Annotated in this window: 18 protein-coding genes and 1 pseudogene; 11 read left to right on the top strand and 8 right to left on the bottom strand. The window is 63.4% G+C overall.

Annotated elements, in window-relative coordinates:
• Positions 1 to 3 precede the first annotated feature (3 nt).
• Positions 4 to 435, bottom strand: a complete 432-nt coding sequence (locus X757_RS157435) for a L,D-transpeptidase (RefSeq protein WP_023681747.1) — start codon at positions 433 to 435, stop codon at positions 4 to 6.
• A 223-nt stretch (positions 436 to 658) separates the two neighbouring features.
• Here X757_RS157435 and X757_RS157440 point away from each other — a divergent pair, with 223 nt between their 5' ends.
• From X757_RS157440 to X757_RS157460, 5 genes are all read left to right on the top strand, one after another.
• Entirely contained in the window at positions 659 to 1939 is a 1281-nt protein-coding gene (locus tag X757_RS157440; protein WP_023725625.1) for an acetylornithine deacetylase/succinyl-diaminopimelate desuccinylase family protein, read from the top strand.
• A 121-nt stretch (positions 1940 to 2060) separates the two neighbouring features.
• Positions 2061 to 3536, top strand: a complete 1476-nt coding sequence (locus X757_RS157445; RefSeq protein WP_023725624.1) for an ABC transporter substrate-binding protein — start codon at positions 2061 to 2063, stop codon at positions 3534 to 3536.
• A 334-nt stretch (positions 3537 to 3870) separates the two neighbouring features.
• Positions 3871 to 4818 carry an ABC transporter permease gene (locus X757_RS157450; RefSeq protein ID WP_023725623.1) on the top strand — a complete coding sequence of 316 codons (948 nt, stop codon included), beginning with the start codon at positions 3871 to 3873 and terminating at the stop codon, positions 4816 to 4818.
• Positions 4815 to 5684: an ABC transporter permease gene (locus X757_RS157455; protein WP_023725622.1), complete on the top strand. Its 870-nt coding sequence runs from the start codon at positions 4815 to 4817 to the stop codon at positions 5682 to 5684. The genes X757_RS157450 and X757_RS157455 overlap by 4 nt, the downstream gene beginning before the upstream one ends.
• Positions 5681 to 7303 (top strand): ABC transporter ATP-binding protein, encoded by a 1623-nt coding sequence (locus tag X757_RS157460; RefSeq protein ID WP_023725621.1) that lies wholly within the window; start codon positions 5681 to 5683, stop codon positions 7301 to 7303. Before X757_RS157455 ends, X757_RS157460 begins: the two co-directional genes overlap by 4 nt.
• 115 nt (positions 7304 to 7418) lie before the next feature.
• On the opposite strand, the gene X757_RS157465 is transcribed toward X757_RS157460, so the two are convergent.
• Positions 7419 to 7850, bottom strand: a complete 432-nt coding sequence (locus tag X757_RS157465) for a TerB family tellurite resistance protein (RefSeq protein ID WP_023691035.1) — start codon at positions 7848 to 7850, stop codon at positions 7419 to 7421.
• Positions 7851 to 8046: 196 nt separating this feature from the next.
• Between X757_RS157465 and X757_RS157470 the strand changes: the two genes are divergently transcribed.
• The 3 genes and pseudogenes from X757_RS157470 to X757_RS1000000168850 all read left to right on the top strand — a co-directional run.
• A complete protein-coding gene (locus X757_RS157470; protein WP_023725620.1) occupies positions 8047 to 8832 on the top strand; it encodes a TSUP family transporter in 786 nt (261 codons plus the stop codon).
• A 52-nt stretch (positions 8833 to 8884) separates the two neighbouring features.
• Positions 8885 to 9055: a hypothetical protein gene (locus X757_RS1000000166290; RefSeq protein ID WP_023670429.1), complete on the top strand. Its 171-nt coding sequence runs from the start codon at positions 8885 to 8887 to the stop codon at positions 9053 to 9055.
• 98 nt (positions 9056 to 9153) lie between these two features.
• Positions 9154 to 9372: pseudogene (locus X757_RS1000000168850) on the top strand (AraC family transcriptional regulator); the annotation flags it as partial.
• A gap of 107 nt (positions 9373 to 9479) precedes the next feature.
• Here X757_RS1000000168850 and X757_RS157475 read toward each other — a convergent pair.
• Together X757_RS157475 and X757_RS157480 are read right to left on the bottom strand one after the other, a co-directional pair.
• Entirely contained in the window at positions 9480 to 10940 is a 1461-nt protein-coding gene (locus X757_RS157475) for a cobyric acid synthase (RefSeq protein ID WP_031251163.1), read from the bottom strand.
• A gap of 19 nt (positions 10941 to 10959) precedes the next feature.
• Positions 10960 to 11568 carry a dimethylsulfonioproprionate lyase family protein gene (locus X757_RS157480; protein ID WP_023670427.1) on the bottom strand — a complete coding sequence of 203 codons (609 nt, stop codon included), beginning with the start codon at positions 11566 to 11568 and terminating at the stop codon, positions 10960 to 10962.
• A 149-nt stretch (positions 11569 to 11717) separates the two neighbouring features.
• Between X757_RS157480 and X757_RS157485 the strand changes: the two genes are divergently transcribed.
• The 3 genes from X757_RS157485 (at position 11718) to mmsB (ending at position 14253) form a co-directional block, all read left to right on the top strand.
• Positions 11718 to 12887 carry an isobutyryl-CoA dehydrogenase gene (locus X757_RS157485; protein ID WP_023725617.1) on the top strand — a complete coding sequence of 390 codons (1170 nt, stop codon included), beginning with the start codon at positions 11718 to 11720 and terminating at the stop codon, positions 12885 to 12887.
• Between the two features lie 14 nt (positions 12888 to 12901).
• Positions 12902 to 13270, top strand: coding sequence for a four helix bundle protein (locus tag X757_RS157490; RefSeq protein WP_023725616.1), 369 nt, complete (start codon positions 12902 to 12904; stop codon positions 13268 to 13270).
• Between the two features lie 98 nt (positions 13271 to 13368).
• A complete protein-coding gene (gene mmsB / locus X757_RS157495) occupies positions 13369 to 14253 on the top strand; it encodes a 3-hydroxyisobutyrate dehydrogenase (RefSeq protein WP_023725615.1) in 885 nt (294 codons plus the stop codon).
• A gap of 426 nt (positions 14254 to 14679) precedes the next feature.
• Here mmsB and X757_RS157500 read toward each other — a convergent pair whose 3' ends face one another.
• The 4 genes from X757_RS157500 to X757_RS157515 form a co-directional block, all read right to left on the bottom strand.
• On the bottom strand, positions 14680 to 16059 hold the full coding sequence (locus X757_RS157500; RefSeq protein ID WP_023670423.1) for an aspartate aminotransferase family protein: 1380 nt from the start codon (positions 16057 to 16059) through the stop codon (positions 14680 to 14682).
• 52 nt (positions 16060 to 16111) lie between these two features.
• Positions 16112 to 16234: a hypothetical protein gene (locus X757_RS157505; RefSeq protein WP_023670422.1), complete on the bottom strand. Its 123-nt coding sequence runs from the start codon at positions 16232 to 16234 to the stop codon at positions 16112 to 16114.
• 32 nt (positions 16235 to 16266) lie between these two features.
• The gene (locus X757_RS157510; RefSeq protein WP_023725614.1) at positions 16267 to 18336 is read right to left on the bottom strand and encodes a prolyl oligopeptidase family protein; all 2070 of its coding nucleotides are present in this window, start codon (positions 18334 to 18336) and stop codon (positions 16267 to 16269) included.
• 97 nt (positions 18337 to 18433) lie between these two features.
• Complete coding sequence (locus tag X757_RS157515) at positions 18434 to 19594, bottom strand: MFS transporter (RefSeq protein WP_031251161.1); 1161 nt, start codon at positions 19592 to 19594, stop codon at positions 18434 to 18436.
• Positions 19595 to 19602 lie beyond the last annotated feature (8 nt).

Below are 19602 nucleotides of genomic sequence, written 5' to 3'. Positions count from 1 at the left end.
GCCTCAGTTCGTCACAACGATCCGCGTATTGCCGAAGCCGACTTCGCGCACCATCGCATAGAACATCGCGGCATTGGCGGTGTGCAGCCGCACGCAGCCATGCGATGCGGGACGCCCTAGCTGCCTGACCGCGCCGGTGCCGTGGATGGCGTAGCCGCCATGGAAGAACACCGAGTAAGGCATTGGCGACATGTGGTATTTTTTCGAATACCACATCCTCGCCGTGCGTTGCGGCCGATAGGTGCCGCGCGGCGTGAAATAGCCACTGCGGGCGGTCGACACGCTCCAGCGATAAAGCACCTGGCCGTATTGGCTGACGGTCATGGTCTGCGACGAGACGTCGATGCTGGCCACCAGCGAGGCAGCCCTGCTTTCGATGGACGTGCCGAACAGCATCGCCGCAAAAGCAGCTGCCATGAGAACGATTTTAGTCATGAGATCAAACCCCTTTGATGCCCCTTGCCTGCCCTGTCATCACGCGGTTTTTCATCTTTTTAACGACAGGTGAGTGATCTAACACACACTCCTTGATAAATTCGCCAATCTAAAGCAGCGAATTTGAACGATTTTCCCGCCATAGTTGCCGCTGCGACACGAAGTTTCGGCGCCAGTGGCGCGATGCTTGCAAAACCACCCCCTTGCCTGCTCAAATCCGGGAATGAACGAACGACTCTTCAAAGCGATAGACGCCCGTGTTGATGACTTGATCGCACTGACCGCCGACCTGATCCGCTTCCCGACCATCAACCCGCCTGGCGAAGCCTATCGCCCCTGCGTCGAATATATAGGTGCGCGCCTAGGCAGGCTTGGCTTCGAAACCGAATTCATCCGCGCCGAAGGCACGCCCGGCGATACCGACCGCTATCCCCGCGTCAATATCGTCGCCCGCTTCGACGGCCGCTCGCCTGGGGCCTGCGTCCATTTCAACTCGCACATCGATGTGGTCGAAGCCGGCGAGGGCTGGAGCGTCGATCCCTTTGCCGGCGTGGTGAAGGACGGCAAGGTCTACGGGCGCGGCGCCTGCGACATGAAAGGGGGCATGGCCGCCTCGATCATCGCGGCGGAAGCCTTCATGGAGGTATTCCCCGACTTTCCTGGCGCCATCGAAATCTCCGGCACCGTCGATGAAGAGTCCGGCGGCTTCGGCGGCGTCGCCCATCTGGCGAAGCTTGGCTATTTCTCGAAACCCAAGGTCGACCACGTCATCATCCCCGAGCCGCTGAACAAGGACCGCATCTGTCTTGGCCATCGCGGCGTCTGGTGGGCGGAGATCGAGACCAAGGGCGAGATCGCGCATGGCTCGATGCCGTTCCTCGGCGACAATGCCGTGCGCCACATGGGCGCCGTGCTGCAGGCCTTCGAGGATGAACTGTTTCCGGCGCTCGATCGCAAGGTGACGCGCATGCCTGTCGTGCCCGAAGGCGCAAAGCGCTCGACCATGAACATCAACTCGATCCATGGCGGCCAGACTGAGGATTTCCGCCCCGGCCTGCCCTCACCCAACGTGCCCGACGCCTGCCGGCTGACCATCGATCGCCGCTTCCTGCTCGAGGAGGACCTTGCCACGGTCAAGAGCGAGGTGACCGATATCCTCGACCGGCTGAAGCGCGAGCGCAAAAAGTTCGATTACGAGATTCGCGACCTGATGGAGGTGCTGCCGCTGATGACCGAGCGCGATGCGCCGGTGGTCAAGGCGGTGGCGCAAGGCATCATGGCGATCTTCGCCCGCGAGCCGGATTATGTCATTTCACCAGGCACTTACGACCAGAAGCACATCGCCCGCATCGGCCACATCTATGATTGCATCGCCTATGGCCCGGGCATTTTGAACCTCGCCCACCGGCCCGACGAATGGGTCGGTATCTCTGATATGGTGGAGTCGGCCAAGGTGATGGCGATCGGGCTCAATGTGCTGCTCAGGGGCACGGCCGCGGGCTGAACCATCGACTTCGCTGAAAAAACATTCCTCCCCGCGCCGCTGCAGAGCACGAAACGCAATTTACTCCACCTCGAAATCACGCTTCTATCGCACTAGGGTTCGAGCATTTGGGAGTTGCACGATGAAATTGTGGAAAACCATTCTTGCCGCCGCGGTGCTGGCACTGGCCGGCAGTCAGGCATTTGCCGCACGCACCGACCTGGTGATCGGCATTCCGCTCGAGCCGCCACATCTCGATCCGACCGCCGGTGCTGCCGCGGCGATCGACGAAGTGCTCTACGCCAACGTCTTCGAGGGCCTGACCCGCATCGGCCCGAATGGCGAAGTGCTGCCCGACCTTGCCGAGAGCTGGGCCATTTCCGACGATGGCAAGGTCTACACCTTCAAGCTGCACACCGGCGTCAAATTCCATGACGGCAGCGACTTCGACGCCGGCGACGTGAAGTTCTCGCTCGACCGCGCCCGCGCCAACAATTCCGTAAACGCGCAAAAGGCCCTGTTCGCCGCCATCGATACGGTCGAAGTCGTCGATCCGACGACGGTCAAGGTGACGCTGAAGAACCCGCAGGGGTCGTTCATCTACAATCTGGGCTGGGGCGACGCGGTGATCGTGGCGCCCGAGAGCGCCGACACCAACAAGGAAAAGCCTATCGGCACCGGCCCGTTCAAATTCCAGAGCTGGGCCAAGGGCTCGTCGATCACGCTGGTCAAATCCGACAACTACTGGGGCGCCCCGGTGTTCCTCGACAAAGCCGAGTTCCGCATCGTTCCCGACGCCGCCGCCGCCGTGCCGGCGCTGCTCTCGGGCGACATCCAGGCTTTCCCTTTCTTCGATCCCGACAGCGTCGCGCAGGTCAAGGACGATCCGCGCTTCAAGGTGGTGATCGGCTCGACCGAGGGCGAGACCATTCTGGCGATCAACAACAAGAAGCCGCCTTTCGACAAGCTCGAGGTGCGGCAGGCGATTGCCTTCGCGCTCGACCGCAAGGCGATCATCGACGGCGCCTCGGCCGGCCTCGGCGTGCCGATCGGCTCGCACATGTCGCCCGCCAGCAAAGCCTATGTCGACCTCACCGGCCTGTACCCGCACAATGTCGACAAGGCCAAGGAGCTGCTGAAGCAAGCCGGCTTCGAAACCGGCATCAAGGCGACGCTGAAACTGCCGCCGCCTTCCTATGCGCGGCTTGGCGGCGAGATCATCGCCTCGCAGCTGCGCGATGTCGGCATCGACCTGGAAATCATTCCGGTCGAATGGGCGCAGTGGCTGGACCAGGTGTTCACCAAGAAGGATTACGACCTGACCATCGTCTCTCACACGGAGCCCAACGACATCGATATCTACTCGCGCAAGGATTATTACTTCAACTACGACAATCCGGCCTTCGACAAGATCATCGCCGAGCTGAACCTCACCTCCGACGACGCCAAGCGCAACACGCTGCTCGGCGAAGCGCAGAAGATCCTGGCCGACGACGCCGTGGTCGGCTTCCTCTATGAACTGCCGAAGGTCGGCGTCTGGGACGCCAAGCTGCAGGGCCTGTGGGAAAACGCGCCGATCCAGGCGAATGACCTGACCAAGGTGAAGTGGGCGGATTGAGGCGGCGGGCCAAAGGGCGGCGTTTGCGCTCCGTCACACCCCCCTCTGCCCTGCCGGGCATCTCCCCCGCAAGGGGGGAGATCGGGCTATCATCTCCGCTTTCGCCTATCGCGAACGTTGAACGCTGGTCGACGACACGGAAACTGCTGATCTCCCCCCTTGCGGGGGGTGAGGAGTGGTCCGCGCAGCGGACGGAAAGCCAACTGCTTGGCTTTCCGAACAACGAACGCCCGAAGCGACAGCGAAGGGCCGGGTCCGGTAGGACAGAGGGGGGTGTGACAGAACGCTGCCTTTGCTCAGTCATCGCACTTGGCAACGCACCATTCCCGCCGCAATGACCGCCTACCTCCTCAAACGCCTCGCCATCGCGATCGCAACCTTGATCCTGGCGTCGATGGTCGTCTTCGCCGTGCTCGAAGTCCTGCCCGGCGATCCGGCGCGGCTGATGCTTGGCCTCAACGCCAGCGCCGAGCAGGTGGAACTCCTGCGCAACCAGATGGGCCTCAACGCGCCGCTTCTCCTGCGCTACCTCCACTGGGTCGGCGGTCTGCTCAGCCTCGATTTCGGCCGCTCCTACACTTATTCGGTGCCGGTCATCGACCTTGTCCGCGAGCGCATGGCGGTTTCCCTGCCGCTGGCGCTGATCGCGCTGACGCTGTCCACCATCATTGCCATTCCGGTCGGGCTCTATTCCGCCAGTCGGCGCGGCCGCGCCGGTGACACGATTGCCATGGGTGCCGCGCAGCTCGGCGTCGCCGTGCCGAACTTCTGGTTCGCGCTGATGCTGATCTACCTCTTTGCCGTCTGGTTGCGGCTGGTGCCGGCCGGCGGCTTTCCCGGCTGGAGCGCCGGCGCCTGGCCGGCGCTGAAATCGCTGCTGCTGCCGGCCATCGCCCTCGCTCTGCCGCAGGCCGCGATCCTGGCGCGCGTTGCCCGCTCCGCGCTGCTCGAGGTGCTGAACGAGGATTATATCCGCACCGCCCGCGCCAAGGGCCTGCCCTATCGCGCCGTACTATGGCGGCACGCGCTGCGCAACGCGATGATCCCGGTTCTGACCATTCTGGGCCTGCAATTCGCCTTCCTGCTCGCCGGCACCATCATCATCGAGAACGTCTTTTATCTGCCTGGTCTGGGACGGCTGGTGTTCCAGGCGATCACTCAGCGCGACCTGATCGTGGTGGAAAGCATCGTCATGCTGCTGGTCGTCGCCGTCATTGCCGTTAACCTCGTCGTCGACGTCTCCTATGCCATCGTCGATCCGCGCCTTCGAGGCCGGCAATGACGCTGCACATCGACATCCCGCAGGAGACGTTGGGCAGCATTCTGGCCAAGGCCTTCCGCAACCGCTCCTTCCTCATCGGCTTCGCCATCACGGTGCTGGTGGCTGCAATAGCGGTCATCTCCTATGTCTGGACGCCCTACGACGTGACCAAACTGGTGATCTCGGACAAGACGCTGGCGCCCTCTGCGGCGCACTGGTTCGGCACCGATCATTTCGGCCGCGACATCCTGTCGATGATCATGGTCGGCGCCCGCAACTCGATTGCCGTGGCGCTGGTCGCGGTCGGCATCGGCATGGGCGTCGGCGTGCCGCTCGGCGCCTTCGCCGCGGCGCGCGGCGGGTTGGTCGACGAGGCGCTGATGCGGCTGAACGACCTCGTCTTCGCCTTCCCGGCGCTGCTGTCGGCGATCATGATCACCGCCATCTTCGGACCGGGCGCAATCAACGCCATCATCGCCATCGGCATCTTCAACATCCCGGTGTTTGCGCGCGTCGCCCGCGCCGGCGCGCTGGCGATCTGGCCGCGCGAATTCATCCTCGCCGCCCGCGCCGCCGGCAAGAGCAAAGCGCAGATTACAACCGAGCACGTGCTGCCCAACATCGCCACGCTGCTTCTGGTGCAAGGCACCATCCAGTTCGCGCTTGGCATTTTGGCCGAAGCCGGCCTCTCCTATGTCGGCCTCGGCGCACAGCCGCCAATGCCGAGCTGGGGCCGCATGCTGTTCGACGCGCAGACGCGCATGGTGGTGGCGCCTTGGATGGCCATCTTCCCCGGCATGGCCATCGTCGTCACGGTGCTTGGGCTCAATCTGCTCGGCGACGGCATCGCCGACATACTCGACCCGAAATCGCGGCGGCAGCGATGAGCCTGCTGCAGATGGAGAACCTGTCGCTGGCCATCGGCGACACGCCGATCCTGAAAGGGGTCGACCTCTCCGTCGCGCCCGGCGAGGTGATGGGGCTGGTCGGCGAATCCGGCTCGGGCAAATCGATGACGGCGCTGACCATCATGCAGCTTCTGCCGCATGCTGCGCGCGCCACCGGCTGCGTGACCTTCGACGGCATCGACATCCTCGCGGCCACAGAGGGCCAGATGTGCGCGTTGCGCGGCGATGACATCGGCATGGTGTTCCAGGAGCCCATGACGGCGCTGAACCCGGTCAAGACCATCGGCGAACAAGTCGCCGAAGGCATACTCTGGCACACCAAAGCCAGCCGCGCGGAAGCCGAAGACCGGGCGCGCAAAATGCTCGACCGGGTTGGCCTGCCGGAGGCGAAATTCCCGCTGTCGCGCTATCCGCACGAATTGTCGGGCGGCCAGCGCCAGCGCGTCGTCATCGCCATTGCCTGCGCATTGAAACCCAAGCTGCTCATCGCCGACGAACCGACCACGGCGCTCGACGTGGTGCTGCAGGCGCAGATCCTCGATCTGTTGCGCGGCCTTGTCAGCGAAAACCGCATGGGCCTGCTTCTGATCTCGCACGATCTCGCCGTCGTCACCGAAATGGCCGACCGCATCACCATCCTGCGTCATGGCGAGGTGATGGAAGCCGGCGACACCGCACGCACGCTATCGGAACAGCTGCATCCCTACACGCGCCAGCTGGCGCTGGCCTCCATGCACGTGCCCGCGCGCGCCAAGGTTCACGCCACCGGCCAGGGCAAACCGCTGCTTGAGGTCGAAGGCGTGACACGGGACTATCCGGGCCGGCGCACCTCCCTGTTCAAGTCAGCGGCTCCAATCCGCGCCGTCGACGACGTGTCCTTGTCGCTGGCGCCGGGCCAATCGGTGGCGCTGGTCGGCCGCTCCGGCTGCGGCAAGTCAACGCTTGCCCGCATGATCCTGGCGCTCGACAAATCGACATCGGGAACGATCCGCTTTCGCGGCGAGACCATCACCGGCAAAAGCGAGGCGGAGCTCAAAGCCGCGCGGCGCGACATGCAGGTGGTGTTCCAGGATCCCTACGGCTCTTTCGACCCGCGCCAGAAGGTCGAGAAACTGGTCGCCGAGCCGCTGCATGTACTGGAAAAGAAGCCGACACCGGCCGAGCGGCGCGAGATGGTGGCGCATGCGCTGCACGAGGTCGGCCTCGGCGTCAGCGACATGGACAAATATCCGCATGAGTTTTCCGGCGGCCAGCGCCAGCGCCTGTCGATCGCCCGCGCCATCATCACAAGGCCGAAGCTGGTCGTCGCCGACGAGCCGGTCTCGGCGCTCGACGTGTCGATCCGCGCCCAGATCCTCGATCTGTTCGCAGAGCTCAACCAGAAGCTCGGCATCGGCTATCTCTTCATCACTCACGATTTGACCGTCGCCCGCGCCATCACCGATGAGGTGCTGGTCATGCATGACGGCAGGATCGTCGAGCGCGGCAAGACCGGCGACGTGCTCGATCATCCGCAGTCGGAGGCGGCCAGGGCGCTGGTCGCGGCTGCGCCCGATCTGCATCGGGCGATCGCTCACCGTATGCAGGAACAGGGGTGAGTGACCGGTTCGCGCAGCGAATTCATCGTGCCAGTGGCACGATGAAAGGTCACGAACGCTGGGACGCTGCGAAGCAGCGGGGACCCGGCCGGGCGGCCGTTGCCCCTGGTCTGCCTCACTCCTCCGGCTTCACCACATCGACCGGGCTGATGTCGAGCAAATCGAGCGTGCGGCGCAACAGCCGCACTTCGCTCTCGGCCAGTTTGGAATCGGCTTTGGCGATCTCCGCCATGTGGAGCGCCAGCAACTTGCGCCGTTCGACATCGAGATCGCGGAACAGCGCCATGGCTTGCGAACCGTTGGTCTCGTAGCCGAAATCATTGAGATATTCGATGACCGCGTCGATGCTGGTTTCCGGGATGCCGAAGGCGTCCTTGCAGATGCGCCGGAAGGCGACCATTTCGCTCTCCGAAACCGAGCCGTCGGCCAGGATCATGCGAAACAGCATCAAGAGTTCCGCCGACAGCACGGGGTCGTCGGCAACCTTGCGCACGCCGGGGTCACCATCGAAGATCGAGCGTATCTGGTCGAGCAATGCCATCGCCAACAGTGTCCCTTTCCCGAGCCCGCCCAGCGCACATGACCCAAAACTGCGCAGCGGTACTGAGATAATGACATGCACCACAGGAAATCCAAGCGCAACGCGCTTGGATGGACGTAGCGCGGAATCGGCCTTGCGCAAACCGGATGGCCATGAGAAGGCGCGGCACCACCTTTCCCGCCGGAATGTTCAGAAAATCCCGATGCTCGACCTCGCTACCCAGACCGTCATCATGCTTGCCTTCGCCGCCTTTGCAGCCGGCTTTGTCGATTCGATAGCCGGCGGCGGCGGGCTGATCACCATCCCGGCCCTGCTGCTTGCCGGCTTCCCGCCGGTCGCAGCACTTGGAACCAACAAGCTGCAGGGCATTTTCGGCACCGCTTCGGCGACCATCCACTACGCCATGAATGGCCATGTCGATCTGCGCCGACAACTGCCATCGGCGCTTCTGGCCCTTGCCGGCAGTGCCGTCGGCGCCTTGCTGGCGGCATTCGTGCCGGGTGATCTCCTGCGGGCGCTGCTGCCGCTGCTTTTAATCGCCATCGCGATCTACTTCGCCGTGAAACCCAACATGAACGATGTCGACCGCGCCGAGCGCCTGTCGCCCTTCCTGTTCGGGCTGGTCATCGCCCCTTTGGTCGGCTTCTATGACGGGCTGTTCGGGCCGGGAGCCGGCTCCTTCTACATGCTGGCCTTCGTCAGCCTCGCCGGCTTCGGCGTGCTCAAGGCCACGGCACACACCAAGCTGCTCAATTTCGCCTCCAACATTGGCGGCTTCATCGTCTTTGCCGTCGCCGGCGTCGTCTGCTGGAAGATCGGGCTGATGATGGGCGTCGCCCAGTTCCTCGGCGCCCGGCTCGGCGCCAGCCTTGCCATCCGCATCGGCGCCCGGCTGATCAAGCCGCTGCTGGTGATCATCTGCCTGGCTCTGGCGGTGAAGCTGCTGGTCGACCCGGCGAACCCATTGCGCCAGCTGATTGGTGTATAAGCCTCACGCCTGATAGAGTGCCGTTGTACGAATCATGTTGGAGGGACCACACATGAATCTTAGTGCACCCACTCAGCTTGTTTTCATCATATCCCTTGTCATCGCCATCATCGGCGTGCTCGCCGCGCTTGGCGTTCTTGCGTTCATTCCTCTGGCTGCGGTGTGGATTGTCCTCATCGCATACATCGTGCTTGCCGCCGCCTGCCTGATGCGCGGCGCCTAGGCGCCCGCGACTTCTGCAATTCGAAGCGCCCGGTCAAAAGCCGGGCGCTTTTGCTTTGGATGCATGGTCCGTTAGGCTCTTCCGCGCGGAGGATGACCATGTCCGGCGAGACGGAGCGCCACGATCAACAGCACCGCCCGGTAGCCGACCGGTTCGAGATGGTGCGGCGCGCGCCGGGCCTGCGGCTGCAGAACGCGGTCACCGACATTTGTAGCTATCGCGAAACGGCGCCCGGCCATTTTCGCAATGTCGAATACGCCTCGCTCACCGTCCCGCTGGTGATCAGTTTCGCAGAATCCTTCGCCATCGGCCTTGGTCCTTCAGCGCCGCGTCGAAGGTCGGCGAAAGCGCCCGAACTTCGACATCCACGGAGTGGAAACGAAGCGGACGCGCAGACCCGAGGATGGCGAAACGGTGGACGGTCCTACCTTGCTAACCCAAAAATCGCATCGCACTCAAGATGGCGCTCCAGCTCGGTGGCGATCTCGTCCAGCGCTTTTTCCACGTCCGCGCGATAGTCGATGCCGCCGCCTTTCACGCCGAGGCTTTCCAGGAATCTCGCCCGGAAAGCGTCGGCGGAAAACAGGCCGTGCAGATAGGTGCCAAAAACCTTGCCGTCGGCGGAAATCGCACCGTCGTCGATGCCGTTGATCACAGCCGACGGCCGCGCCATGTCCGGCCCGGTGGTGCGGCCGAGATGAATTTCGTAGCCCTCGAGCGCCAGGCCGAACGGCACTGAGCGGGCGCTGACATTGCGCACCGTCTTTTCCGGTTCCATTACCGTCTCGATGTCGAGCAGGCCGAGTCCCTCGGCCTCGGTGACACTGCCCTCGATGCCATCGGGATCGCGCACCAGGCGGCCGAGCATCTGGAAACCGCCGCAGATACCGACGACATGGCCGCCGCGTTTGCGGTGCGCGAGGAGATCGCGATCCCAGCCATTCTCGCGGAACTTCATGAGATCGCCGATCGTCGATTTGGAACCGGGAATGACCACCAGGCCGGCATTCTCCGGCAAGCGCTGCCCCGGCGGCACGAACACCACTTCGACCTGCGGTTCGGCCTTGAGCGGATCGAGATCGTCGAAATTGGCGATGCGCGACAGCATCGGCACGGCGACCTTCAAAGCCCGCTTCTCGCCCGATGCCAGGCGTTCGAGCACGACCGAATCCTCCGAAGGCAATCGCGCCGCCGCCTTCAGCCACGGCACGACGCCAAAGCAGCGCCAGCCGGTGAAACTTTCGATCGACCGGATGCCGTCGTCGAACAGCGAGACATCGCCGCGGAACTTATTGATGAGGTAGCCGACGATCATGCGCCTGTCTTCCTCCGGCAGGATCAGATGCGTGCCGGCGACCGAAGCGATGACGCCACCGCGGTCGATGTCGCCGATCAGGATGACCGGCACGTCGGCGCGTGTGGCAAAGCCCATATTGGCGATGTCGCGGCTGCGCAGGTTGATTTCGGCCGGCGATCCGGCGCCCTCGACGACGACCAGATCGGCGCCCTCACCGACCTTCGTCCAGGACTCCAGCACGGCGTCCATCAGCCCCGCTTTCATTGTCTGGTAGTCGCGCGCTCGCGCCTCGCCGAACACCTTGCCTTGCACGATCACCTGCGAACCGATGTCGCTCTGGGGTTTGAGCAGCACCGGATTCATATGCACGGTCGGCTGAACACCACACGCCAGCGCTTGCAGCCATTGCCCACGGCCAATCTCGCCGCCGCCGGGGCGGTCGCCGCCCGGAATGTCGGCGACGGCGGCATTGTTCGACATGTTCTGCGGCTTGAACGGCCTGACTTTCAGCCCGCGATTCCTGGCCGCGCGGCAGAGCCCCGCCACCAGCACCGTCTTGCCGACATCCGAACCCGTGCCTTGCAGCATGATCGNGCCTTGGCCATGCTCAGCCCCTGCCCTGCGCGCCGGAAACGGTCGATTTCTGCGCCAGCGGCCCGCCGCGCCAGATGTAGAGCGCCAGCAACGCTTCGCTGCCGGTGCGCATGGCATGGCTGACATTGGAGGCGTGATGGATAATTTCGCCCGCCTGGCGGGTGTGAAAGCCGCCTTCGCCCATGCGCCACTCGGTGCCGCCGGTCAGCGGAATGTAGATCTCCTCGGCAATGTGATGATGGTCGGGATAGGTGATGCCGGGCCCCAGGATCAGCAATCCGGCCGCGACCTCTTCATTGGCGAAATGGCCGCGCGTGCCAAACACCTCCAGCCAGCCGTATTTTTGCAAGAACGCTTCACCAAAATCGCTCGCGTTGTAGGTCTGCCCCCAGCACAGATCGTCACGACGCTCCGCCAGCAGTTGCACCAGAGGCTGCGGGTCCGGCGGCGCCAGTTCGACAATGCGGTCGAGCAGACCAAGGCAAGGCAGCGGATGCGCTTCGAGCACGCGCGCCGTCATATTCCAGCCGATCCGGGTCACGGCGTCCCGCACCAGCGCGTTGTCCACGCCCCGGAGATAGGCATGGAAGCGGTCGAGCAATTCGTCGAAATATGTCGGCACGCAATGCTCCGTTGATCCATTCATGCACAGCGGCTGCGCGGCGAGCCGGGTTGCGCGGCGGCATCATTGGTCTAGATTGAGCGGCGCGCAAAGCCAAAAACAACAGGCCAGCAAGCCAACCCCAACTGGGGAAACACAGGGAGCACGCCATGGACGCCGCGGTCGATGCGAGCACCAGTCAGTTCGAACTCAATGAGGAGCAGCGCGCCATCCAGGAGATGGCACAGGCCTTCGCCGCCGATCGCGTTGCGCCCAATGCGCTCGAATGGGACCGGGCAAGACACTTTCCCGCCGATGTAATCCGCGAGACCGGCCCGCTTGGCCTTGGCGGCATCTATGTCAGGGACGATGTCGGCGGCTCGGCGCTCGGCCGGCTCGACGCCGTGCTGATCTTCGAGGCACTGTCGCACGCCGATCCGGCGTTTTCCTCCTTCATCTCGATCCACAATATGGCGGCGTCGATGATCGACCGCTTCGGCGACGACGAGCAGCGCCAACGCTTCCTGCCGAAGCTGACCTCGATGGAATGGCTGGCGAGCTACTGCCTGACCGAGCCGGGCTCAGGCTCGGATGCCGCGGCGCTGACGACGCGCGCGGTGAAGAGCGGCGACGACTATGTGCTTAACGGCGCCAAGCAGTTCATCTCCGGGGCCGGCGACAGCGACCTCTATGTCGTCATGGCGCGCACCGGCGCCGACGGGCCGAAGGGCATTTCCACCTTCGTCGTGCCGAAGGATGCGCCCGGCCTGTCCTTCGGCGCCAACGAGCACAAGATGGGCTGGCACATGCAGTCGACCCGCCAGGTGATCTTCGAGGACTGCAAGGTGCCGGCTGCAAACCTGCTGTCGGGGGAAGGCGCAGGTTTCGGCATCGCCATGGCCGGCCTTGACGGCGGCCGCCTCAACATCGCTGCCTGTTCGCTCGGCGGCGCGCAATCTGCGCTCGACAAGGCGCTGTCCTATACCGCCGAGCGCAAGGCTTTCGGCTCGAAGATCAACCAGTTCCAGGCGCTGCAGTTCAGGTTGGCCGACATGGAGACCGAATTGCAGGCAGCGCGGATCTTTCTCTACGCCGCCGCCTCGAAACTCGACCGCAAGGCGTCGGATGCCGGCAAATGGTCGGCCATGGCCAAGCGCTTCGTCACCGACATCGGCTTCAACGTCGCCAACGAGGCGCTGCAGCTGCATGGCGGTTATGGCTATCTTCATGATTACGGTATCGAAAAACTGGTGCGCGACCTGCGCGTCCACCAGATCCTCGAAGGCACCAACGAGATCATGCGCGTCATCATCGCGCGGGCGTTGATTGGACGGCAGTAGGCAGTAGGCAAAGGATGACCGGCAAGATCAACTCGTACAAGGATCTTATCGTATGGCAGCAGGCGATGGATCTGGCTGTCAGCACCTACTCATTGACCAAGACATGGCCCAAAGAGGAATTGTATGGGCTGACCAGCCAAATCCGCCGTTCAGCAACCTCTATCCCTGCAAACATCGCGGAAGGCTATGGCCGAGACAACCGAGGCTCCTATCAGCAATTTCTCAGGACAGCCCAAGGCTCGCTGAAGGAGTTCGAGACACACCTCCAAATCGCTCAACGCATTGGCGTTGCCACGCATGGGCAAGCTGAGCACCTGCTTCTGGCGGCCGAGGCCATCGGAAAGATGCTTCGCCAACTTGTTATCAAACTCGCACCCGAATAGGTCGCCCTACTGCCTACTGCCTACTGCCTACTGCCTACTGCCTACTGCCTACTGCCTACTGCCTACTGCCTACTGCCTACTCATCATGGAGCACCGCTATGACCACCATCGCCTTCATTGGTCTCGGAAATATGGGCAATCCGATGGCTGCCAATCTCGTCAAGGCGGGGCACGCGGTGCACGGCTTTGACCTGATGCCGGAAAACCTCACCGTCGCCCGCGAGCATGGCGTCATTGTCATGGCGAATGCCGTGGCGGCGGTGAAGGACGCCGATGTCGTGATCACCATGCTTCCCGCCGGCAAGCACGTGCTCTCGGTCTACGAGGACATCGCACCCAAGGCCAAACCAGGCGCCCTGTTCATTGATTCCTCGACCATCGATGTCGAGTCGGCCCGCAAGGCGCATGCCGTAGCAAGGAAGCAAGGGCTGCATTCGATCGACGCCCCCGTCTCCGGCGGCACCGGCGGTGCTGCTGCGGGAACGCTAACCTTCATGGCCGGCGGCGCCAAGGATGCCTTCGCCAAGGCCGAACCGGTCCTGAAGCCGATGGCAGGCCGCATCGTCCATTGCGGCGACGACGGCGCCGGTCAGGCAGCCAAAATCTGCAACAACATGATGCTCGGCATTTCGATGATCGGCGTCGCAGAGGCCTTCGTGCTGGCCGAAAAGCTCGGCCTCTCGCATCAGGCCCTGTTCGACGTTGCCTCGACCTCGTCGGGCCAGTGCTGGTCGCTGACCACCTACTGCCCGGTGCCGGGTCCCGTGCCGGCCTCACCCGCCAACCGCGACTACAAACCGGGCTTTGCCGCGGCACTCATGCTGAAGGACCTGAAACTGGCGCAGGAAGCCGCCCAAAGCGCCGGCGCGGTGACGCCGATGGGGGCCGAAGCGGCCCAGCTTTATGCGCTGTTCAACGCCCAGGGAAATGGCGGCGACGATTTTTCCGGCATCATAAATTTCCTTCGCGGCAGTTCTCTATAAGTTTCGAAATTTGGCAGCACTTTTCTCGATTTTTATTGCGCGGAAAAATTGCAAATTTAGATTTGCTTAAGCTCTCGATAACCCGGCGGTAACGATGTGCCTATATAACGGATGGCGAGGCGGACACATCGCATCCGCCCGGCGCTCCGGATCAGGTCTCGCGTACCGGAGCCCGTAAGTTTCGCAAGTGTATTGTTGGCGAAATGCCATGCGTATCTGGCAAAGCCGCGTTCCGATGGAGCGCGGTTTTTTGCGTTTTGCAGTCCTATACTGTTCGGTCTGAATTATATTCCGATTGCAGCGTTCGGAATTGCCTGATGGTCTTCATTGACCAGCACGATCGGTGCGCTGACCCCTTCGACCCTGACGATAAGCAGGCGCACAGTCCGGGCGCCCTGATTGCAAGGCGTCCGGCTGTCGTTCCATCTACTTCTTGCGCAAATCCGCTTGCGCCAGATCCAGCGCTTTGGCGATGCGATCGCAAGCCATGTCGATCGTCGCGCGGGTCCAGATCAGCGGCGGCGACAGGATCATCGTGTCGCCGGTGGCGCGCAGCATCAGGCCTTGCGCGATGGCGTGGTCGCGGACGGTGACGGCGGCACTGCCCGCCGGCAGGAAGCGCTCCTTGGTCGCCTTGTCCTTGACGATCTCGATCGCGCCCATCAGCCCGATCGATCGCACCTCGCCGACCAGTTCGTGGCCGGCAATGCGCTCTTGCAGCGCCTGGGCGAAGTAAGGTCCGGTGTCGTTCCTGACCCTGTCGACCAGGCCTTCGCGCTCCATGATCTCGAGATTCTTCAGCGCCACCGCGCAGGCCACCGGGTGACCCGAATAGGTATAGCCGTGGTAGAATTCGCCGCCCTTTTCGACCAGCGTCGCCGCGATACGGTCGCCGACCAGCAGCGCCGACAGCGGCTGATAGCCCGAGGTCAGTGCCTTGGCCGTGGTGATGGTGTCGGCCTCGACGCCGAAGGTCTGCGCCGCAAACCATTCGCCGGTGCGGCCATAGCCGGTGATGACCTCGTCCAGCATCAAAAGCACATCGTATTTGCGGCAGATGCGCTGCACTTCCGGCCAATAGCTCATCGGCGGTATTTTCACCCCGCCCGCGCCCATCACCGGCTCGCCGATGAAGGCCGCCACCTTGTCGGCACCGGCTTCGAGGATGGCGTCCTCGACGGCCTTGGCCGCGCGCAGGCCGAAATCATGGTCGCTTTCGCCAGGCAGCGCCAACTCATAAGCATAGGGCATCATGACATGGACGATGTTGGGAACCGCCCCGCCGAGCTGCTTGTGCATCAAATCCATGCCGCCCAGCGACGTCCCGGCGACGGTCGAGCCGTGATAGGCCGACTTGCGCGAGATGATGCGGTTCTTCTCCGGCTTGCCTTCCAGCACCCAATAGTGGCGCACGAGCCGCAGTGCCGTGTCGTTGGCCTCCGAGCCGGAGGAGCCGTAGAAAACCTGGCTGATGCCCTTGGGCGCCAGCTCGGCCAGCTTCTTCGACAGCAGCACGGGCGTCGGCGTCGAGCATTTGAAGAAGGAATTGTAGTAGGGCAATTCCTTCATCTGCGCGTAAGCGGCGTCGGCCAGCTCGTCGCGGCCATAGCCGACATTGACGCACCACAGCCCGGCCATGCCGTCGAGTATTTCGGTGCCGTCGGCATCGTAGATGAACGGGCCGTTGGCGTGGGTGATGATGCGCGAGCCGGTCTCGCGCAATTCCTTGTGGTCGGTGAAGGGATGCAGATGATGCGCGGCGTCAATCTGCTGAAGCTGCTTCAGCGAATAGTTCTGGTAAGTCATGGGTTTGCTCTTTCCTCTGGAATCAAACCGGCAAGCTGCCGGGGCGACTTCGTCAGAGGACGGCGGGCGGCGAATAGCCGATGCGAGCGCACAGCCTGAGCAGTTCGGCGCGCAGCGTGCGCGGCGACGGTGTCACCGCGACCCCGAAGGCGCCGGATGTGCTCATGTAGACCATGGCGGCAGTCTATGCCGCCCGAGGCCCGGAATTCAAGCGGTGCCGCTCAATACCCTTTGCAGGAACACGTATTTCATGGCGGTTTGCGCCGCTTGCGGCCGGCGGTCGCCGCGCCCGCCATGGCCGCCTTCCGTCTCCTCGAAGAACAACGTCTTGCCGTGACCTGCTTCCTGCAGCTTCGCCGCCATCTTGCGGGCATGGCCGGGATGGACGCGGTCGTCGGCGGTTGATGTCGTGAGCAGCACCGGGGGATAGACGGCATCGGCCGAGACATGATGGTACGGCGAATAGGCGGCGAGCCACTTGGCTTCTTCCGGTTTTGCCGGATCGCCATATTCGCCGATCCACGAGGCGCCTGGCGGCAGTTCGGTGTAGCGCAGCATGTCGAGCAGCGGCACCTCGATGATGATGGCGCCGAACAGTTCGGGATGCTGCGTCAGGGAAACGCCGGTAAGCAGGCCGCCATTCGAGCCGCCCTGGATGCCGAGGGAAGCAGCCGTGGCGATGCCGCGCCTGACGACGTCCTGCGCCACCGCGGCGAAATCGTCGAAGGCAGTCTGGCGATTGCCCTTCAGCGCCGCCTGGTGCCAGGCCGGCCCAAACTCACCGCCACCGCGGATGCAGGCCTGCACATAGGCATTGCCCTTCTCCAGCCACAGCCTGCCGCGCACGCCGGCATAGCCGGGCAGCAGCGGTATTTCGAAGCCGCCATAACCATAGAGAAGCGTCGGTACCGGACCCTTCTGGTCGCGCCGCCTGACGACGAAATACGGGATCATGGTGCCGTCCTTCGAGCGCGCCTCGAACTGTTCGGAGACCAGCGGCGCGGCGTCGAACCGCGCCGGCTGCGATTTCACGGTGGCCAGCGTCACCCCGTTATCGTCCGACCAGATGATCGAACTCGGCGTCAGGAAATCGGTGAAGGAGAAGGAGACGCTGGAACCGAAATGCTCGGCATGCGCGATGCCGACATTGCCGTTCTCGGGCAGCGCCACCGGCTTCAGCGACCAGCGGTCGCCGCTGCGCTGGGCGACGATGACCTTGCCGCGCACATTGTCCATCAGGTTGATGAACAGCCGGTCCTGCGTGCGGGCAATGCCGGCGATCGACACGCGATGCGCCGGCTGAAGCATGGTTTCGACAGGACCCAGTTCGCCGGTGTCGATCCAGCGTTCGAAATCCAGGGAATAGAGGCCGTCCGGCAGGCATTCGGTGCCATCCGGCGCCGTCCACGGGCTGCGCACGCCGAACACAAACCGACCCTTGAACAGGGTGCTGTCGGTGACATCGTCCGGCAACGGGATGCGGCGGTTTTCGCCCGACGGCAGGCGCAGAAAACTGTGCGAGGAGAAGAAGGCGATCGTGCGGGCCAGAAACAAATACTGCCTGTCGCCATCATGCTCGACCCCCGCGCCGGCCGCGAGATCCTGCTTCTCGGCCTCGAAGATCGGCGTCGCCTCCTCCAACCGGGTGCCGCGCTTCCACAGCTTGACGACGCGCGGATAACCGGACTGGGTCTTGTCGTCTTCATCGAAGGCAGCCGAGACAATGACCGTGTCCTTGTCCAGCCAGGAAAAGCCGGATTTCGAGGCGGGAGCGCGGAAGCCGCCCTCGATGAAGGATTTGGTCTCGATGTCGAATTCGCGCATCTCGCTGGCATCGCCGCCATCCGGCGACATCGCCACCAGGCAAAGGTTGAAATCGGGGTAAAGGCGGCTGGCGCCGCTGAACACCCACTTCACCCCCTCCTTGGCCGACAGCACGTCGAAGTCGATGATCGTCTCCCACACAGGCTTCTCGGTCTTGTAGGAAGCAACCGTCGTGCGGCGCCAGAGGCCGAGCACATTGGTCTTGTCCTGCCAGAAATTATAGACTTGACCGTTGAGCGCGGCACCGACCGCAATGTTGTCCTCGGCCGTCATCAGGTCGAGCGCCGTCTCGAACGCCGCCTGGTAGGACGGATCGCCCTGCAGTTCGGCCATGGTGATCTCGTTCCGGCGATGCACCCAGTCGAGCGATTCCTTGCTGGTCCGGTCCTCCAACCAGAGGAACTTGTCCTCCGCGGTGGCATCCGTCTGGCGTTTTGTCGTCGATTGGGTCACGCATGGTCTCCAGGCTAGTGGCGGGCAGCCCTGCCTACATCGCGTTGCAAGCGGTTTTATTCAAGATGGTACGTCAGGTCATCGGGGGAATGCGGCCTCAAACCATCCGCCGGCGCAGGACCGTGGCCACAGCCAGTGCCAGACAAATCGTGCCCAGCGTGATCGGCAGGCCGGAGGCGCCGATCACATCCATGACGCCACCCGCCAGCGACGGCACCACGATGCCGCCGATGCCCCACATCAGGGAGAAGGCGGCATTGCCGGCGACCAGCGCCGAGCCGGTAAAGCGCTCGCCGAGTTCGATGATCGACATGGTGTAGATGCCATAGGAGACCGCGCCCCAGATAAAGACGCAAGGCCAGATCAACGGCGTCTCGATCAGCAGCGGCAGCAGCACGCAGCCCAGCACCGTCACCACGACGCAGACGAATCGCACCAGCCGCGCCGTCAGCCGTTCCGCCAGCAAGCCGAGCGGCACCTGCATGGCGATATTACCTGCGATCATCACCGACAGCAGCGCCGACATGCGCGCTTCCGCGATGCCATAGTGCGTGCCGTAGACCGGCAGCAGCGCCAGCACGCCCTGTTCGAAACCGGCGGCAACGACCACCGCCGACAGCAATAGCCATGCCAGTGGCATGAAGCCCATGACCGAAACCCTGCGCCCGGCTTCGTCGACCTTCGGCAGTCGCGGCAGCACCAGCCCCAGGCAGGCGCCGCAGAAGATGAAGGCGGCGATCCCCACCAGGAATGGCGGCCATCCCACGGTGCCGACAGCGAGCAGGCAGAGCGGCCCGGCAGCGAAGCCGGCCGAGATGATGGTTGAATAGACACCCATGACGCGACCGCGGCGCGATGGCGGCGCCAGTGCAATGACCCAGATTTCGCTCAAGACATAGAGCGGATTGGTCACCACCCCGATCAGGAAGCGCAGCGGAAACCACAGATAGACATTCTGCATCCACCCGATCAGCGCCAGAACGATCGCCGAAAGCGCCGCGCAGGTAAGCGCGGTGCGCCCTGCCCCGAACCGGCGCGCCAGTGCCGGGATCAGCGGCGACGAGACAATGAAGCCGATCGGCGTCATTGCCGCCGAGAGCCCGATGATGGCCGGCGAAACGCCCTGGCGTTGCAGGATGAAGCTCAGCAGCGGATAGGACAGGCCTTGCGCGATGGCGAACACCGAGACGGTCGCGATCACGCCGCTGATCGCCGCCCACTGCATCTTCTCGTTGTCAGCTTCCGCCAGGTTCACCATTGGCACCT

The organism is Mesorhizobium sp. LSHC412B00 (assembly GCF_000503035.1).
Taxonomy (GTDB): domain Bacteria; phylum Pseudomonadota; class Alphaproteobacteria; order Rhizobiales; family Rhizobiaceae; genus Mesorhizobium.
The sequence above is the reverse complement of the archived record's forward strand: the minus strand, read 5'-3'. Positions and strand labels throughout refer to the sequence as shown.

Coding starts and splice junctions, on each gene's coding strand:
- X757_RS157445 (WP_023725624.1), top strand. CDS start 2,061: ATGAAATTGTGGAAAACCATTCTTGCCGCCGCGGTGCTGGCACTGGCC.
- X757_RS157470 (WP_023725620.1), top strand. CDS start 8,047: ATGCTCGACCTCGCTACCCAGACCGTCATCATGCTTGCCTTCGCCGCC.
- X757_RS157505 (WP_023670422.1), bottom strand. CDS start 16,234: ATGGTCTACATGAGCACATCCGGCGCCTTCGGGGTCGCGGTGACACCG.
- X757_RS157435 (WP_023681747.1), bottom strand. CDS start 435: ATGACTAAAATCGTTCTCATGGCAGCTGCTTTTGCGGCGATGCTGTTC.
- X757_RS157515 (WP_031251161.1), bottom strand. CDS start 19,594: ATGGTGAACCTGGCGGAAGCTGACAACGAGAAGATGCAGTGGGCGGCG.
- X757_RS157440 (WP_023725625.1), top strand. CDS start 659: ATGAACGAACGACTCTTCAAAGCGATAGACGCCCGTGTTGATGACTTG.
- X757_RS157475 (WP_031251163.1), bottom strand. CDS start 10,940: ATGCTGCAAGGCACGGGTTCGGATGTCGGCAAGACGGTGCTGGTGGCG.
- X757_RS1000000166290 (WP_023670429.1), top strand. CDS start 8,885: ATGAATCTTAGTGCACCCACTCAGCTTGTTTTCATCATATCCCTTGTC.
- X757_RS157485 (WP_023725617.1), top strand. CDS start 11,718: ATGGACGCCGCGGTCGATGCGAGCACCAGTCAGTTCGAACTCAATGAG.
- X757_RS157450 (WP_023725623.1), top strand. CDS start 3,871: ATGACCGCCTACCTCCTCAAACGCCTCGCCATCGCGATCGCAACCTTG.
- X757_RS157455 (WP_023725622.1), top strand. CDS start 4,815: ATGACGCTGCACATCGACATCCCGCAGGAGACGTTGGGCAGCATTCTG.
- X757_RS157490 (WP_023725616.1), top strand. CDS start 12,902: ATGACCGGCAAGATCAACTCGTACAAGGATCTTATCGTATGGCAGCAG.
- mmsB (WP_023725615.1), top strand. CDS start 13,369: ATGACCACCATCGCCTTCATTGGTCTCGGAAATATGGGCAATCCGATG.
- X757_RS157500 (WP_023670423.1), bottom strand. CDS start 16,059: ATGACTTACCAGAACTATTCGCTGAAGCAGCTTCAGCAGATTGACGCC.
- X757_RS157460 (WP_023725621.1), top strand. CDS start 5,681: ATGAGCCTGCTGCAGATGGAGAACCTGTCGCTGGCCATCGGCGACACG.